The organism is Pseudomonas sp. B2M1-30 (assembly GCF_025447575.1).
GTDB classification, from domain to species: Bacteria; Pseudomonadota; Gammaproteobacteria; order Pseudomonadales; family Pseudomonadaceae; genus Aquipseudomonas; species Aquipseudomonas botevensis.
The window spans coordinates 473,191-488,132 of record NZ_JAOEJT010000004.1; the positions used below are offsets into that span (position 1 = coordinate 473,191).

Annotated in this window: 16 protein-coding genes; 7 read left to right on the plus strand and 9 right to left on the minus strand. The window is 61.6% G+C overall.

Features of this window, described 5'->3' with window-relative positions; genetic code table 11:
- Positions 1-56 precede the first annotated feature (56 nt).
- On the plus strand, positions 57-494 hold the full coding sequence (locus tag N8H74_RS11590; RefSeq protein ID WP_217832914.1) for a multidrug/biocide efflux PACE transporter: 438 nt from the start codon (positions 57-59) through the stop codon (positions 492-494).
- 79 nt (positions 495-573) lie between these two features.
- Here N8H74_RS11590 and N8H74_RS11595 read toward each other — a convergent pair whose 3' ends face one another.
- Positions 574-1,329 (minus strand): SDR family oxidoreductase, encoded by a 756-nt coding sequence (locus N8H74_RS11595; RefSeq protein ID WP_217832915.1) that lies wholly within the window; start codon positions 1,327-1,329, stop codon positions 574-576.
- A 121-nt stretch (positions 1,330-1,450) separates the two neighbouring features.
- On the opposite strand from N8H74_RS11595, the gene N8H74_RS11600 reads away from it, so the two are divergent.
- Complete coding sequence (locus N8H74_RS11600) at positions 1,451-2,347, plus strand: LysR family transcriptional regulator (RefSeq protein WP_262147645.1); 897 nt, start codon at positions 1,451-1,453, stop codon at positions 2,345-2,347.
- A gap of 55 nt (positions 2,348-2,402) precedes the next feature.
- Here N8H74_RS11600 and N8H74_RS11605 read toward each other — a convergent pair whose 3' ends face one another.
- Positions 2,403-4,016, minus strand: a complete 1,614-nt coding sequence (locus N8H74_RS11605; RefSeq protein ID WP_217832917.1) for an inorganic phosphate transporter — start codon at positions 4,014-4,016, stop codon at positions 2,403-2,405.
- Positions 4,017-4,169: 153 nt separating this feature from the next.
- Positions 4,170-5,198 (minus strand): transporter, encoded by a 1,029-nt coding sequence (locus N8H74_RS11610; protein WP_217832918.1) that lies wholly within the window; start codon positions 5,196-5,198, stop codon positions 4,170-4,172.
- Between the two features lie 275 nt (positions 5,199-5,473).
- Here N8H74_RS11610 and N8H74_RS11615 point away from each other — a divergent pair, with 275 nt between their 5' ends.
- Both N8H74_RS11615 and N8H74_RS11620 read left to right on the plus strand, forming a co-directional pair.
- The gene (locus tag N8H74_RS11615) at positions 5,474-7,099 is read left to right on the plus strand and encodes a methyl-accepting chemotaxis protein (protein WP_262147648.1); all 1,626 of its coding nucleotides are present in this window, start codon (positions 5,474-5,476) and stop codon (positions 7,097-7,099) included.
- A gap of 109 nt (positions 7,100-7,208) precedes the next feature.
- Entirely contained in the window at positions 7,209-7,652 is a 444-nt protein-coding gene (locus N8H74_RS11620) for a hypothetical protein (RefSeq protein WP_262147650.1), read from the plus strand.
- Positions 7,653-7,760: 108 nt separating this feature from the next.
- On the opposite strand, the gene N8H74_RS11625 is transcribed toward N8H74_RS11620, so the two are convergent.
- Positions 7,761-8,066, minus strand: coding sequence for a PepSY domain-containing protein (locus N8H74_RS11625; RefSeq protein WP_262147652.1), 306 nt, complete (start codon positions 8,064-8,066; stop codon positions 7,761-7,763).
- A 153-nt stretch (positions 8,067-8,219) separates the two neighbouring features.
- On the opposite strand from N8H74_RS11625, the gene N8H74_RS11630 reads away from it, so the two are divergent.
- Complete coding sequence (locus tag N8H74_RS11630; RefSeq protein WP_262147653.1) at positions 8,220-9,098, plus strand: sterol desaturase family protein; 879 nt, start codon at positions 8,220-8,222, stop codon at positions 9,096-9,098.
- Between the two features lies 1 nt (position 9,099).
- Here the strand turns inward: N8H74_RS11630 and N8H74_RS11635 are convergent, their stop codons facing one another.
- Together N8H74_RS11635 and N8H74_RS11640 are read right to left on the minus strand one after the other, a co-directional pair.
- Complete coding sequence (locus N8H74_RS11635; RefSeq protein WP_262147654.1) at positions 9,100-9,783, minus strand: helix-turn-helix transcriptional regulator; 684 nt, start codon at positions 9,781-9,783, stop codon at positions 9,100-9,102.
- Positions 9,783-10,907 carry a glycerophosphodiester phosphodiesterase gene (locus tag N8H74_RS11640; protein WP_217832923.1) on the minus strand — a complete coding sequence of 375 codons (1,125 nt, stop codon included), beginning with the start codon at positions 10,905-10,907 and terminating at the stop codon, positions 9,783-9,785. The genes N8H74_RS11635 and N8H74_RS11640 overlap by 1 nt, the downstream gene beginning before the upstream one ends.
- 215 nt (positions 10,908-11,122) lie before the next feature.
- On the opposite strand from N8H74_RS11640, the gene N8H74_RS11645 reads away from it, so the two are divergent.
- Entirely contained in the window at positions 11,123-11,449 is a 327-nt protein-coding gene (locus N8H74_RS11645) for a DUF2025 family protein (RefSeq protein ID WP_217832924.1), read from the plus strand.
- A 106-nt stretch (positions 11,450-11,555) separates the two neighbouring features.
- Here N8H74_RS11645 and N8H74_RS11650 read toward each other — a convergent pair whose 3' ends face one another.
- Positions 11,556-11,876, minus strand: a complete 321-nt coding sequence (locus tag N8H74_RS11650; protein ID WP_262147655.1) for an antibiotic biosynthesis monooxygenase — start codon at positions 11,874-11,876, stop codon at positions 11,556-11,558.
- Positions 11,873-12,580 carry a CTP synthase gene (locus N8H74_RS11655; protein ID WP_262147657.1) on the minus strand — a complete coding sequence of 236 codons (708 nt, stop codon included), beginning with the start codon at positions 12,578-12,580 and terminating at the stop codon, positions 11,873-11,875. The genes N8H74_RS11650 and N8H74_RS11655 overlap by 4 nt, the downstream gene beginning before the upstream one ends.
- 15 nt (positions 12,581-12,595) lie before the next feature.
- Between N8H74_RS11655 and N8H74_RS11660 the strand changes: the two genes are divergently transcribed.
- Positions 12,596-13,537, plus strand: coding sequence for a LysR family transcriptional regulator (locus tag N8H74_RS11660; RefSeq protein ID WP_262147659.1), 942 nt, complete (start codon positions 12,596-12,598; stop codon positions 13,535-13,537).
- 76 nt (positions 13,538-13,613) lie between these two features.
- Here the strand turns inward: N8H74_RS11660 and N8H74_RS11665 are convergent, their stop codons facing one another.
- Positions 13,614-14,933, minus strand: a complete 1,320-nt coding sequence (locus N8H74_RS11665; RefSeq protein WP_262147661.1) for a PAS domain-containing methyl-accepting chemotaxis protein — start codon at positions 14,931-14,933, stop codon at positions 13,614-13,616.
- Positions 14,934-14,942: the final 9 nt, after the last annotated feature.

The following is a 14,942-nucleotide window of genomic DNA, read 5'->3' on the forward strand; positions in this document are numbered from 1 at the left end:
GAAGGCTGGATCATGGCAACCGTCTTCAACGCGTCTCTTTAACCAGGAGCCTGGCCATGAGCGCCAACAAATCCATCACTGAACGTATTTTCCAGGCCATCGGTTTCGAACTGCTGGCAATTCTGATCTGTACGCCGCTGCTGGCGTGGATCATGGGTAAACCGTTGCTCGACATGGGTGTGGTCACCCTCGCCGTGGCGATTCTGGCGCTGGCGTGGAACGTGGTGTTCAACGGTTTCTTCGACCGCATGCTCAAACGCTGGAACATCGCGCACAACGCCTGGGTGCGGGTCGTGCATGCGCTGCTGTTCGAGGGCGGATTGATCGTGATGGGCGTGCCGTTGATTGCCTGGTGGCTGTCGGTCAGCCTGTGGCAGGCGTTCCTGCTGGACATCGGTGTGCTGCTGTTTTTCCTGCCGTACACCTACGTTTACCACTGGGCGTATGACGTGGTGCGCGAGCGCTGGATGATGCGCAACGTCTGTCAGAACTAAATACAAAAAATCGCCGCCTGCGACAGCTCCTGCAGGGTTCAAGTGCAGGAACTGTCACAGGCTGCGATCTTTTCAGCGTTTAGAGAAACATCCCGCCCGACGCTTCCACCCGCTGGCCATTGATCCACTGCGCCCCCGGCGACAGCAGCAGCGCCAGTGCCCCGCCAATGTCATCCGGCTGTCCGGCACGGCCCAGCGCGGTGTTGCTGGCGACCATTGCATTGAGCGCCGAGTTGTCGCGCACCGCGCCACCGCCAAAGTCGGTCTCGATGGCGCCCGGCGCCAGGATGTTCACCGAAATCTGCCGCGCGCCCAACTCCTTGGCCTGGTAACGGGTCAGCACTTCCATCGCCCCTTTCATCGCCGCGTAGGCGGCATAACCCGGCAGGGTGAAGCGCGCCAGACCGCTGGAGATATTGATGATCCGCCCGCCATCGTTGATCAGCGGCAACAGTGTCTGGGTCAGGAAGAACGGCCCCTTGAGCTGAACATTCATCAGCAGGTCGAACTGCGCCGGGGTCGTCTCGGCGAAGGACGCATGCACGCCAATCCCGGCGTTGTTGATCAGAAAATCGAAGCGCTGACGATCAAACAGCTGCAATGCCTGCTCGATCTGCACGGCGAAATCGGCAAAGCCTTCGCTGCGGCCGACGTCCAGTTGCAGCATCACGGCTTTGGCGCCGAGTTTTTCCAGTTCCAGCACCAGCGCCTGGGCTTCATCGGCGCGGCTGTTGTAAGTGCCGATGATGTCCACGCCCTGCGCGGCGAGGTGCAGCGCTGCGTTCTTGCCAAGGCCACGGCTGGCACCGGTGATCAATGCGATTTTGCGGTTCATGGGGCTTCCTCGATTGCAGTGATGAGTGGATGACGCAAAGTTTATTTATCCGCTGGATGGTGATAAACAGAGCGAAACCGGAATCACTGGTCGGTATATCCGAACAATACCGAGGCTATCCATGAACAAACTGGAACTGCTGCGCACCTTCGTCCGGGTCAGCGAACTGTCGAGTTTTACCCTCGCCGGAGAGAGCCTCGGGCTGCCGCGCTCGACCGTGTCCGAGCATGTGCAGGCGCTCGAAAGCCTGCTCGGTGCGAGACTGCTGCAACGCACCACGCGCAAGGTCCAAGCGACGCAGGACGGCCTGGCGCTGTATGAGCGGAGCAAGGATCTGCTGTCGCACATGGACGAAATCGAAAACCTGTTCCGTCAGGACGAAGCCTCGCTGACCGGGCGGATTCGCTTCGACATGCCGAACATCCTCGCGCGGCGCGTGGTGATGCCGCGTCTGCCGCAGTTCACTGATCGGCACCCGAATCTGGAACTGGAAATCAGCAGCACCGACCGCCGCGTCGATTTGCTCAGCGAGGGTTTCGATTGCGTGTTGCGGGTCGGCGCGCAGCCGGATCAATCAGTGGTGGCGCGGCATGTGTGCGACTTCGCGATGGTCAATTGCGCAAGCCCGGCGTACCTGGCGCGCTACGGCGTGCCGCTGAACCTGGAGGATCTGGCCCGGCATCGGCTGGTGCATTACGCCGGGGTGCTGGGATCGCGCTCGGAAGGATTCGTCTACGAGGAGGCGGGTCAGGTACGCCGTCTGGCCATGGCCGGCAGCGTGACGGTCAACAGCACCGACGCCTATGAGTCGGCGGCGCTGGGCGGCTTTGGTCTGGTGCAGGTGCCGCGAACCGGCATGCACGGCTATTTGCACAATGGCGAACTGGTGGAGGTCTTGCCACAACACAACGCCCCGGCCATGGGCGTTTCACTGCTGTACGCGCGGCAACGGCATTTGCCCTTGCGGGTGCGGGTGTTCATGGACTGGCTGACGGAGGTGATCCGCTCCAGCCTCTGAACCCTGCACAAAACAATGATTGTGGGAGCGGGCATGCCCGCTCCCACAGGCCGGGTCAGAAGATCTGGGTGAACAACCAATACAGGCTGCCCGACAGCAGGATTGCCGCCGGCAATGTCAGCACCCAGGCCATCAGCAGGTTGCGGATGGTCTTCATCTGCAAGCCGCCACCGTTGGCGACCATGGTCCCGGCCACGCCGGATGACAGCACATGGGTGGTCGACACCGGCAAGCCGAACATGTCGGCGGCGCCGATGGTCAGCATCGCCACGGTTTCCGCCGAGGCGCCCTGGGCGTAGGTCAGGTGGGTCTTGCCGATCTTTTCACCGACCGTGACCACGATGCGCTTCCAGCCGACCATGGTGCCCAGTCCCAGGGCAATCGCCACGGCGATCTTCACCCACAGCGGAATGAACCGCGTGGCGTTGTCGATCTGTTGCTTGAACAGTTGCAGCTTGTTGGTGGTGTCGGCGTCGAAAGTGCCGACCTTGTTCTTGTCCATCAGGCGAATGGTTTCACTGGCCAGGTACATGTCGTTACGCACGTTGCCCATGGCTTCGGCCGGCACCTTCGCCAGCGAGCCATAACCCTTCACTTCGTCACCGATGTGCCCGGTCAGCGACGCGAGGGCCGGGATCAACTGCGGCGTGACTTCCTTGCTGCGCACGTAATCCGAGAGCACCGGACGCGGATCGGCCGGGGCCGGCAGCGGTGCACTTTTCACCAGCGCTTGCTGGGTGACTTCGGCCACGGCGGCGAACTGCAACGCCTGATCGGCAGGCATGGTGCGGTTCAGGGCGTAGGCCATTGGCAGGGTGCCGACCAGAATCAGCATGATCAGGCCCATGCCTTTCTGGCCATCGTTGGAGCCGTGGGCGAAGGACACGCCGGTGCACGTCAGGATCAGCAGGCCACGAATCCACCATGGCGGCGGGGTGTTGCCTTCGGGTGCCTTGTACAGCGAGCGATTCTTCACGAACGCACGCAGGGCCAGCAGCAACAGCGCCGCGCAGCCGAAGCCCACCAGTGGCGACAACAGCAAGGCGTAACCGATCTTGGTTGCCTGCGCCCAGTCCACGCCGCTGGTGCCGTCGCGACCGTGCATCAGCGCGTTGGCCACGCCGACGCCGATGATCGAACCGATCAGCGTGTGCGACGACGAGGCCGGCAGGCCCAGCCACCAGGTGCCGAGGTTCCACAGGATCGCGGCGATCAGCAGGGCGAAGATCATCGCGAAACCGGCGGACGAGCCGACCTGCAGAATCAGTTCCACCGGCAGCAGGGCGATGATGCCGAACGCCACCGCGCCGCTGGACAGCAGCACGCCGAGGAAGTTGAAGAAACCCGACCACACCACCGCAAAGTGCGGCGGCAGCGAGTGGGTGTAAATCACCGTCGCCACGGCGTTGGCGGTGTCGTGGAAACCGTTGACGAACTCAAAGCCCAGGGCAATCAGCAGCGCCACGCCGAGCAGCAGGAACGGCGTCCAGGTGGTGACCACCGTGCCCAGTTCGTGCATGTCATGCATCAGGCTGTAGGCGGTGAACAACAGCCCCATCGCCAGCACCGCGAAAAATACTACGTAGGTGAACGGGCCGGTTTTTTTATCGAGGGCCGGCCTGCCACTGGCAGCAGAGGCCTGGCTGGCGGTCAGGGAGGGAGTAGCCATGAGGGGACAATCCTGAGCGAGGGAAGGAGTGTCGCTCATGATCGTTTCTAAATATTACAGAAAGGCTGCGGCAGATCAGTGTTTGGCGGATTAGCCGGTTCATTGATCCGAATCCACGGCTGCATGCGCGGTCCTTGGTTGTCGCAGGAGCCCTCAGTAATCCCCGCGCTTGCGGAATGCCCAGCGCCCGGCAATCACGGTGAAGGTCGCCACCAGTGCCACCAGAATCCAGAACCCTTCCGGATCCTGCGCCAGCGGCACGCCGCCGACGTTCATGCCGAAGAAACCGGCAATGATGTTGATCGGCAGCGCCAGCACCGTGACCACGGTCAGGGTGAACAGCGTGCGGTTGCTCTGCTCATTGAGATTGGCGGCGATCTCTTCCTGCAACAGCTTGATCCGCTCGCCGAGGGCGGTGAGGTCGTTGATAATCAGCGCAAACTCCTCGGTGGACTTGCGCAGTTCCTTGACGTCCTCCTTCTGCAACCACGACGGCGGGCGGTTGAGCAGGCGCAGCAGCGAACCCGGTTCCAGCGCCAGCAGCCGTTGCAGGCGCACCAGCACCCGACGGTTGGCACCGAGTTCGGCGCGATTGGTCGACAGCCGTGAGGAGAGCAATTCGTCCTCGACCTGATCGACGCTCTGGCTGGTCTTGCGCACGATCTGGGTCAACACTTCGCCCTGATCGCGCAGCAGATGCACGAGCAATTCCGACGGCGAACGAAAGCGCTCGCCGGCCTTCACCGACGAGCGCAGTTTGTCCACCGAATGCAGCGGTTGCAGGCGTGCGCTGACGATCAACTTGTTGCGCACGCAGACCCACAGTGTCGATACATCCGACGACACCATGCTGCTGAGGTTGAACACCACATCGTTGACCACCGCCAGCAACGCCGAGTCGACGTGTTCGATGCGGGTCGAACGCGAACCTTCGTGCAAGGCCTCGAAAAACTCCTCGGGCAATTGCAGATGGCTTTTCATCCAGCGCTCGCACGCGGCGTGGGCCAGGTTCAGGTGCAGCCAGAGAAACTCGTCGCTCTCGCTCTCGCTTTCGTCCTGCAAGCAGCGCAGGGCGGTTGCCGAGTCGACTTCGCGGCCACGCTCGCCGGGGCGGAAACGGAAGCCGTAGAGCAAGCCAAACAGGTCAGGGTCGCGATGACTGATATCGAGGCTGTGGTTCATGAAGGCTCGCTGCAAGGAGGGCGGCTGGGGCGGGATCGACAGATTCACCTGAGCCGCATCATCGCAATGTCACATGACCGTTGTGTGACAGCAAAGTGACGGCAAATCAGCCACTTACCGGCTGTCGGAGAATTCTCAAGAAAGGCTCTGGCACGCCGATCTCAGGTGCGTTAGGTTGCGCGCCTCTGGCCATGAGCCAGAGGTTCGCCGACACGGATGTCCGGCCATAATCCACGTCTTACCGGACGTGCTCATCCCTGTCTCGAGTACCTGCGATGTCTTTGCAAAAATCCCTGAGAGCGCAAATTCTGGCCCTGTTGAGCGGCAGCCTGCTGGCGATGCTGCTGATCGCGCTGGCCTGCTTTCACTTCCTGTCCAACGGCGTGCAGAACTACAGCCAGTTGATCGGCGGTCCGCTGCACACCTCGCAGTTGATCGACGAAGCCAACTTGCAATTCAAGGTCCAGGTACAGGAGTGGAAAAACGTCCTGCTGCGCGGCAAGCAACCGGCTGACCTGGGCAAATACTGGGGCCAGTTCGAAGATCGCCAGCGCGATGTGCAGGGGATTCTCGGCGAGCTGGCGAATCAGCAAGGCCTCGAGCCGGCGCTGAAAACCCGCATCGAGCGACTGCGTGACGAGCATCGTCAGCTCGGCGCCGCGTACCAGAAAGGCCGTGACGCCTTCGTCGCTGCCGGTGGTGACCCGACGGCCGGTGATGTGGCGGTCAAAGGTGTCGATCGCGCCACCAGCGATCAGATGAGCGAACTGGTGGCCGAATTGCGCAAGCAGGGCACCGAGCAATCGGCGCTGATCAGCGCCAGTGCCGAGCGCACCGTATGGCTGGGGCTGTTGGTGATGCTCGCGTCGGGCCTGTTGATCGGGCTGTTGAGCCTGTGGCTGGTCAACCGCAATCTGGTCGAGCCGATCCGCAAACTGATCGACTACGTGACCCAGTTGAACCGTGGCCGACTGGCCGAGCGTGTGGTCAGCCATCGTCAGGACGAGTTGGGTAACCTGGCCGCAGCGGCCAACACCCTGCGCGATTTCCTCGCCGAAACCTTCACTCATCTGCAACGCAGCGCCAAGGATCTGGACAGCGCCAGCGGCGAATTGAACGCCATTGCCACGCTGATGGCCGGTGGCACCAACGAGCAGTTCAGCCGCACCGATCAAGTGGCGACGGCGATGAACGAAATGTCCGCGACCGCCCAGGAAGTCGCCCGCCATGCGGCCGATGCCGCGCGTGCCGCCGACGATGCCGATCAGTCTGCCCAGCAAGGTGAGACGGTGATGCAAAGCACCATCCACAGCATCACCCAGATGCGCGGCGAAATCGCCAATACCGCCACGGTGATCCGTCGCCTGGAAGCCGATAGCGGCCGTATCGGCAAGGTGCTGGAAGTGATTCGCGGCATCGCCGAGCAGACCAACCTGCTGGCGCTCAACGCCGCCATTGAAGCGGCGCGGGCCGGTGAAGCCGGGCGTGGTTTTGCGGTGGTGGCCGATGAAGTGCGCAACCTGGCGCAACGCACGGCGGAGTCGATCATCGAGATCAACCAGATCATCCACAGCGTACAGACCGGCGCGGTGGACGCCGCCCAGGCCATCGACAGCGGCCAGACCCGCAGCGATGAAAGCGTCGAGCAAGTGACCCAGGCCGGCGCCATGCTCGAGCGCATCACCCTCGCGGTGGAAGCGATCCGTGACATGAACCGCCAGATCGCCACTGCCGCCGAAGAGCAGACTTCGGTGGCCGAAGACATCTCGCGCAACCTGACCGAGATCACGGCGATCGCCAGCACCAACCTCGACAATGTGCAGCGCACCGAAAGCGCCAGCCAGAATCTGCATGGTCTGTCGGGGCAGTTGAACGAAGTCACCGCACGCCTGAGCGCCTGATGCCCTGGCTGTGTACCGGCGCGGATACCGAGTCGGTACACAGTCGATCTCAATTCATCGCACCTGCCGCCGATGGCCGGTGATCTATAACCGGCATTGGAGATTTCCCATGGTCAGCATCACGTCCGTTTCGATCAACCAGACCCTTACCACGTCGACCAGCAAGACCTCGATCAGCGATACCGGCGAGGACACCTCGACCAGTGCGACGGCCAGCACGGGTGTGAGCGCAGACACCAGCAAAGTGGCAGCAGGCGGCGCGGCTGCGGCGGGGGGCAGCAGCTCCAGCAGCAGTGGCGAGTCGGACACGGTGAAAGAGCTGCGCAAGCAGATCGCCGAATTGCAGAAACAGTTGCAGGAGCAGCAGCAAGCCCTGCAAGCGGCCCAGGCCAAGCAGGAAAGCCAGGATGCCAAGGCTGCCGAGGTGGCGGCGGCCCAGTCGCAGATCGCGGCGACCTCGGCGTCCTTGCAGACGGCGACGGCGGCGTTGTTGCAGGCGTTGCAGGATTCGGACAGCAGCACTTCGGGGGCGTTGGTCAGCACTTCCGCGTGAGGTCTTTTCCCCTGACTCTCTCCCGGAGGGAGAGGGGACTGACCTGACTCCAGACGCAAAAAAACCGCACGACTCAACCAGAGTCGTGCGGTTTCGTTTTAACAAAAATCAAGTGTCCTGCTTATTGCTCAACACTTTGCCGGTCGTTGCATCAAAGTCCACGTCGAACTCTTTGCCGTCAGCCGTTTTCAATTCAACTTCATACTCATAACCATTGAAGTGGTTATCCAGATCGGTGTCCGTAATGGTCGCCCCCGGGTGCAGTTTCAGGGCTTCGGCGTTCATCGATTCCAGCGACTTGATCTTGCCGGACTTCACCAGTTCGGGGATCTGGTCGACGCGAACGTCAGCCTGGGCCAGGCCAGCGGTGAGGGTCAGGGTGGCAGCGGTAAACAGGGCAGTCAGGGTTTTCATCGGTTATTCCTTTGGGTGGCTCATTCAAGTGCGTTCAGGTTAATCACCGCAACTTAATTCACCCTTAAAAAGCGCTACGAGTGTTTGCGTCGTTTGTTCAATCGCCGTTCGCGGGCAACTTTCATGCTCCGTCTTCGATTAATGGAGGTGAGCATGAAACGCATCTTTTCGTGGCTGTACGCGCCGTTGTTCTGGGGCGGATTCATCGGCGGCGCAATAGGCTTGGTGGGGCATTCGACCTGGTGGCTGTTGCCGCTGTTTGCTGTGGCGCTGGTGGTGTCGTTCACCGCCGAATGGCTGTTGCCTTATGAGGTGAACTGGAATCGTCCGGCCGGCGATCGTCTTCGTGACATGCTCCACGCGTTGGTCAACGAAGCGCTGAATGCCGTCGGCCTGCTGGCATTGCCGGCGCTGGTGACACTGTTGTCGATTGAAGGGGCATGGCCGTCGAACTGGCCGCTGTGGTTGCAAGTCGGCCTGGCGATTTTCATCGCCGATGCGGGCGTGAGCCTGATGCATTACGCCAGCCATCGCGTGTCGTGGTTGTGGCGGCTGCATGCGATTCATCACAGCGTCGAGCGGCTCTATGGTTTCAACGGTTTGATGAAGCATCCGCTGCATCAATTGCTGGAGGCGACAGCGGGACTGCTGCCGTTAATGGTGCTGGGTATTCCGTCCGGGGTGGCCGTGTTGCTGGCATTCGCCATTGCGATCCAACTGTTATTGCAGCATTCGAACGTCGACATGCGCGTCGGTCCGTTGCGCTGGATCTTCGCCTGGGCGCCGCTGCACCGCTTTCATCACATGAAGTACGGGCGCGCCGGTGACGTCAATTTCGGGCTGTTCTTTACCCTGTGGGACTGGCTGCTGGGCACTGGTTTTTACACGGAGCATTACCGGATCGGCGAGGGCGACCTGGGCATCGGCAGTCGCCTGGATTTTCCCCGGGGCTATGTGGCGCAGTTGCTCGATCCCTTCGAAGCGGCAACGCTGGGCAAGGAACCGAAAGTACCCGACGGCTTGAGACGTTGAGTCAGTCCAGCAAGCGCAGTTCGATGTGTTGCAGCGCCTGGCGGGCGGTGACGCCGAAGAGTTTTTTCAGGCTGCGGGAGAAGTGTGCGGAGTCTGCAAACCCGGCGGCGTGGGCGGCGTCGGTGACCGCATGGCCCGCCAGAATCGCCGCGATCGCCAGTCGCAATCGCCGCCACAACACCATTCGTCGTACCGGCAGGCCGACCTGACTGACGAACAATCGCTGCAATTGGCTCATGGACAGGTGCGCCGCCTCGGCGACGGCGCTGGCGGCGACTTTGCTCGACAGCGATGCATCGACGGTGGCGAGCGCTCGTTCGATTCGCGGATCATTCAGCGTGCGGCGTGGGCATTGGCTCATCGCACGATCCAGGGCCGTCAGCGACAACTCAATGTCGAACAGTGCATCGCGCAACGCCCAAGCCTCAAACCGCAACGGTTCGGCGTACACCGTGAACACGGGGTCCGGCGCTTCGAGAATCGCATGGCGGGTCTGCGAGGCAATCAGCAGGCGTGAGGTGGTGACGGGTGTGTCCTCGACCAGAACCGTCATTGGCCGGTCGGGCGCGAGTATCAGTTGGTGTGCGTAGTGGGAGTGGGGCGCAGTGCGCCCCGACATCCCGTGGATCAGGCCATAGTCGTGCCCCAGCCAGAGGCGGCCTGTCCACGGGGTGTCCGGTTGCATCAGAAACCGTTGTTCTTCAACACCTGATCCACACTGGCGGCGGCCGGGCGTTTAAAGAATTTCAGCAGTTCGCTGGCGCGGTTGGTGAAAATACCATCGACACCTGCGTCCATGACCTTCTTGTAGTCCACCGGCTCGTCGACGGTGTAGACGTGAATCAGCAGGCCCTGGTCGTGGGTGTACTTGTTCATCCACGGCTGCACCAGATCCGAATAGCTTTGATCGCCGCCATGGGTCAGCTTGGCCGACGGGCCGGTGCCGATGGCGCCCTGAGCCTTGGCATAGTCGATCCATTGCTTGAATTCAGCTTCGGATTTCGGCTCCTGTTTGCCGTAGAAGGTGTTCTTGTCTTTCTCACCGGAGTCGGCAAACGACACGCTGGATTTCGGCTCGATGCTGCCTTCACCGACCCACAGCAACAGGATCTTCGGCACCTGCGGCATTTCCTTTTGCAGCAGTTCGAGGCTGTTCTTCTCGAAGGTTTGCAGGATCACCTTGCCGTTGCCCTGACCGACCGCGACTTTGCCTTTCGTCGGTTTGGCATCGGCCGGGATCAGCCAGCCGCGCGCCTGGAGTTTTTCCTTCAGGTCATGCTCGATGCCAGGGAACAGTTGTGGCTCCTTGGTTTCGATGTACAGGCCGGGCTTGTGCTTGGGACTGGCCTGGGCGATGTCGATGATTTCATCGAGGGTGAGGATTTTCAGCCCGGCGTAGGACGGGCGCGCGCGATCCGGGTAGGCCTTGTTGTACCAGCTACCGGCGTCGAGGGTTTTCAGTTCGGCCATGGTGAAGGCGTTGGCCGGGCTGTCCTTGCGCTCCGGGAACTTGGTGGCGACGTCGGTGGTGCGTTGCAGGTTGTTGTCGTGCAGGGCGAACAGCACGCCGTCCTTGCTGCGTTGCAGATCCATTTCCAGATAGTCGGCGCCGAGGTCGCGGGCCAGTTTGTAGGATGCTGCGGTGGATTCGGGGGCATCGAAGGACGCGCCACGGTGGGCGATCACCGCCGGGTGCGGAATGCCATGGGCCTTGGCCAGCGCGTCGGGACCGGACTGGGCGGCGTGGGCCTGACCCAGACCGAGCATCAGGCTCAGCAGCAGGGCGCTTTTGGTGAAAGTGGCGGGCATGTCGAGGTCCTTTCGCAGGTATTTTCGAAGATGTACCTTTTAGCAACTCAAACGAAAACGTGCTATCGCGATACCGACATAAACGTACTGAAAGCGAAAATTTCCGCACTTTTGTGGGTTTGTTTGCAGTACGCTTGGCCACGGCAATCACTCCGGCAGAGGGTGTGCCTCACCGCCCTGCGTGTAGACCATCGATCTTTTTCGTGAGGTTTACCATGCGCATCACTTCCCAACTCATCTGCCAGGCTGCCGACGACCTCAAGGGTTTTGTCGGCCTCAATCGCAAGACCGGTCACTACATCGTGCGTTTCAGCGAAGACTCGTTCGGCATGGACGTGGCCGATGACGGCATCATTCCCACCAGCGAATTCGTCTGGACGCCGGTCACCGAGCAGACCATGACCTTGAGCCGCGAGCGGATTCAGTTGCTGCTGGATCAGAACATCGATGAGCGGATCAACATCAGCGAGCCATTGCGGGTTTACATGAGCAAACGGGAAGTGCCGGAGATTGAGGCGGTGCGCAGTCTGCTGAAGGGATGACGGTTCGGGCCTTTTTGCGGGCAAGCCCGGCTCCCACATTGGAGTGTGTTGCCCCTGTGGAAGCCGGGCTTGCCCGCGAAGGCGATCTGAAAGGCACCGCCGGATCTCAGCCAAACCGATAATCCCGCTCAACCTGGCATACCCGTGTGTGACAGGCCGCATACCACGTCGAACGCCCGCGCTCGCGAATCAGTCGATGTTCGGGATGTTCCTTCCACGCCAGAATCGCCGCTTCACTGGCCCAGTACGAAACCGTGATCCCCACGCCATCCGTGCCCCGTACCGATTCAACGCCGAGAAACCCCGGCTGCTCGCGAACCAGTTCCAGCATGCGTTCGGCGGCTTCGGCGTAACCCTGATCACCCTCGGTGCGGGTCGAGGTGAAAATCACCGCGTAATACGGCGCCTCGGGTGTCTCGCTCATCATGACCGGCGCTCTGCACAGGCGTCGACAAACGCCCGCACCAGCGGTGGCATCTGCCCCTTGAGAGCCGCGCGTTCCGGCTGAAACAGGGTGGCGACAAAAAACGGGTGACCCTTGAGTTCGATGGCGCGCAGGTCACCCGCCGAATCGTGGCCCACGGCGTGCAGGCCGTGGCTCAGCAGTTGTTGCTCGAACTGCGGATTCACACCGAAGCGGCAGCGATAGCCTTCTCGAATCTCCGACGTTTCGTACGCCTGGGCGATCAACGAGCCGGGCAGCAGATGAATGCTGTCCACCGCTTCCACCAAGGCACAGGTCAACGGCGTGAGCACGGCACGTTCGGCGTTGGGCGCGACTTCGCCATGCTCGGCATCGGTCCAGCCAAGGACGTTGCGGGAAAACTCCAGCACCGCATGCTGAAAACCACCGCAGGTGCCGAGGAAAGGTCGCTGCTGTTCGCGGGCAAAACGAATCGCCCGCAGCGCGCCGCCCTCGCTGTTGTAAGGGGTGGCCGGAACACCCCAGAACCCGTGGTAATTCTCCAGCGGCGTGTCGGCGTGAATCTGTTCCGTTGCCAGCCATTCAAATTGCATGTCGCGACCAGTGAATTCAGCCACTAGGCCGAGGGCGACGGGAATGGCCTGGTGGGCGGTGACGTGCGGATCGTGATCGCCGATCAGGGCGATGCGCAGAACTCTGGATTCCATGAGGACTCGCTGTGCTTGTTGAGGGATGGAAGCCACTATAGATTGGCGTTCACGCACTCAATATTGGCGTTTGCCCAAGTGATCAATGCATCGACGCACTATCAACTCGACTATCCGGATCTGGCGCTGATTCTCGCGCTGGTGCGCGGCGGCTCTCTGGCCCGGGCTGCGCAGCTGTTGAAGGTGGATGTGTCGACGGTGTTTCGTGCGGTGCGTCGACTCGAGGCGGCGCTCGGCCAGCAATTGTTCGAAAAAAGCCGCGCCGGGTATCTGCCCACGAGCCTTGCGCAGTCGCTGGCGGAGCAGGCCGAGCGCGCCGAACAGGCACTGGAAGCGGCGCGCATTGGCGTGGAGCAGGGCGGCGAAGTGGTCAGCGGCACGGTGCGCCTGACCTGTACCGATTCGGTGCTGCAAGGCTTGCTGTTGCCAGCGCTGGCGCAGTTCATGCCGAACTACCCGGCGCTGACCCTTGAGCTGAGCACTTCCAACGATTTCGCCAACCTCAGCCGCCGCGATGCCGACATCGCCCTGCGTCTGACGCGCTCACCGCCGGAGCATCTGGTCGGACGCCAATTGGCGAAGGTTTCCTACCGGGTCTGCGCCAGTGCCGGCTACCTGCAAGGTGTCGATCCTACGGATCTGGCGGCGTTGACCTGGATCGCCCCGGACGATTTCCTGCCGGATCACCCGACCATCGCCTGGCGCCGCCAGCATCTGCCCGGGGTGACGCCGGGTTATCGTTGCAACAGCATGTTGTCGGTGACTGAACTGGTGCGGGCCGGGCTCGGGGTGGCGGCGTTGCCCGACTTTCTGATCAACGAGGATTTACAGGCCTTGAGTGAGCCGCTGCATGGCTACGACACGGCGTTGTGGCTGCTGACCCGCCCGGATTGTCGGGCATTGCGCTCGGTGGTGACGTTGTTCGATGAATTGGGGCGGGCGTTGCGGTTGGCGTGATACGGGTAGCCCGAGAAGGGGGCGGGCCGATCCAGCGGCCCGACACAAATTTGATCCCCCCCCCGTTAACGGGGCATCACCCCGGCGCCCGCTCATTGGCAAACATGCTCACCGCCTCAACCGCTTCACCGGCGCCATCACGAATCTGCAAAATCACCGTCCCCGCCTGATCCGCCAGTTCCACCCCCTGTGCCGCCCGGCCACGGGTGCCGTCCATGCTTTTGATCGCCTGACGGGTTTCGCTCTGGATCAGACCGATCATGTTGGAGATCTCCGCCGTTGAACCGCTGGTGCGTGCCGCCAGTTGCCGAACTTCGTCCGCCACCACGGCAAAGCCGCGTCCCTGTTCACCGGCACGAGCCGCCTCGATGGCGGCGTTGAGCGCCAGCAGATTGGTCTGATCGGCAATCGAGCGGATGGTGTTGACGATGGCGGTGATCTGTTCGGAGCGCTCGCCGAGTTGTGCGATCAGGGTTGAAGATTCGGCGATGTCATCGGCGATCTCGCGCATTTCGCTGGCTGCCTGCTGGATCACTTGAGTGCCTTGTTCGGCGACTTTCCGGGTCGCCACCGAGATGTGATAAGCGGCGCTGGCGCTACGCGCATCCTGCTCGTGCTGCTCGACCCGGGCAGTGACGTCCGAGGCGAATTTCACCACTTTGCTCAACCGGCCCGAGGCGTCGTAGACCGGGTTGTAATTGGCCTCCAGCCATACCGTGCGCCCGTGTTTGTCCACGCGTTCGAACTGGCCCTGGAACAACTCGCCCTGATTCAGTCGGCGCCAGAAATCCTGATAGGCGCTGCTGTTGACCAGTTCCGGGGTGCAGAACAAGCGGTGATGTTTACCCTTGAGTTCGGCCAGGGTGTAACCCATGCGCGTCAGAAAATTCTGGTTGGCCGTAAGAATGTTGCCGTCGAGATCGAATTCGATCACCGCCATGGCCCGGTCGATCGCCTGCAACTTGGCATTGGCTTCGCTTTCCTGCTGCACCTTGGCGGTGACATCCATTGCGTACTTGACCACTTTCACCACGCGGCCCGAGGCGTCCTTGATCGGGTTGTAACTGGCTTCGAGCCAGATTGGCCGGCCCTGGCTGTCGACGCGTTCGAAAGTGCCGGACTGGAACTGGCCGTTTTTCAATCGTGACCACAGCTCGCTGTACTGGCTGCTGCGGGATACCTCCGGCGTACAGAAGCGGCGATGGGACTGACCGATCACCTGTTCGGCGGTGTAACCCATGGTCTTCAGGAAGTTGTCGTTGGCACGCAGCACCACCGCATCGAGATCGAATTCAATCACCGCCATGGAGCGGTCAATGGCATCGAGCAGGCTGGCTTGCTGGGCGACGGTCTGCTGCAGGTCGTCGAGGGCGGACTGGTGACGGTTGAAGAACATTTTGGCTGC

Bases quoted from the DNA above. Each gene is read 5' to 3' on its own strand.
- N8H74_RS11645 (WP_217832924.1), top strand. From the start codon at position 11,123: ATGCGCATCACTTCCCAACTCATCTGCCAGGCTGCCGACGACCTCAAG.
- N8H74_RS11665 (WP_262147661.1), bottom strand. From the start codon at position 14,933: ATGTTCTTCAACCGTCACCAGTCCGCCCTCGACGACCTGCAGCAGACC.
- N8H74_RS11600 (WP_262147645.1), top strand. From the start codon at position 1,451: ATGAACAAACTGGAACTGCTGCGCACCTTCGTCCGGGTCAGCGAACTG.
- N8H74_RS11590 (WP_217832914.1), top strand. From the start codon at position 57: ATGAGCGCCAACAAATCCATCACTGAACGTATTTTCCAGGCCATCGGT.
- N8H74_RS11595 (WP_217832915.1), bottom strand. From the start codon at position 1,329: ATGAACCGCAAAATCGCATTGATCACCGGTGCCAGCCGTGGCCTTGGC.
- N8H74_RS11610 (WP_217832918.1), bottom strand. From the start codon at position 5,198: ATGAACCACAGCCTCGATATCAGTCATCGCGACCCTGACCTGTTTGGC.
- N8H74_RS11655 (WP_262147657.1), bottom strand. From the start codon at position 12,580: ATGGAATCCAGAGTTCTGCGCATCGCCCTGATCGGCGATCACGATCCG.
- N8H74_RS11625 (WP_262147652.1), bottom strand. From the start codon at position 8,066: ATGAAAACCCTGACTGCCCTGTTTACCGCTGCCACCCTGACCCTCACC.
- N8H74_RS11620 (WP_262147650.1), top strand. From the start codon at position 7,209: ATGGTCAGCATCACGTCCGTTTCGATCAACCAGACCCTTACCACGTCG.
- N8H74_RS11605 (WP_217832917.1), bottom strand. From the start codon at position 4,016: ATGGCTACTCCCTCCCTGACCGCCAGCCAGGCCTCTGCTGCCAGTGGC.
- N8H74_RS11630 (WP_262147653.1), top strand. From the start codon at position 8,220: ATGAAACGCATCTTTTCGTGGCTGTACGCGCCGTTGTTCTGGGGCGGA.
- N8H74_RS11650 (WP_262147655.1), bottom strand. From the start codon at position 11,876: ATGATGAGCGAGACACCCGAGGCGCCGTATTACGCGGTGATTTTCACC.
- N8H74_RS11640 (WP_217832923.1), bottom strand. From the start codon at position 10,907: ATGCCCGCCACTTTCACCAAAAGCGCCCTGCTGCTGAGCCTGATGCTC.
- N8H74_RS11615 (WP_262147648.1), top strand. From the start codon at position 5,474: ATGTCTTTGCAAAAATCCCTGAGAGCGCAAATTCTGGCCCTGTTGAGC.
- N8H74_RS11635 (WP_262147654.1), bottom strand. From the start codon at position 9,783: ATGCAACCGGACACCCCGTGGACAGGCCGCCTCTGGCTGGGGCACGAC.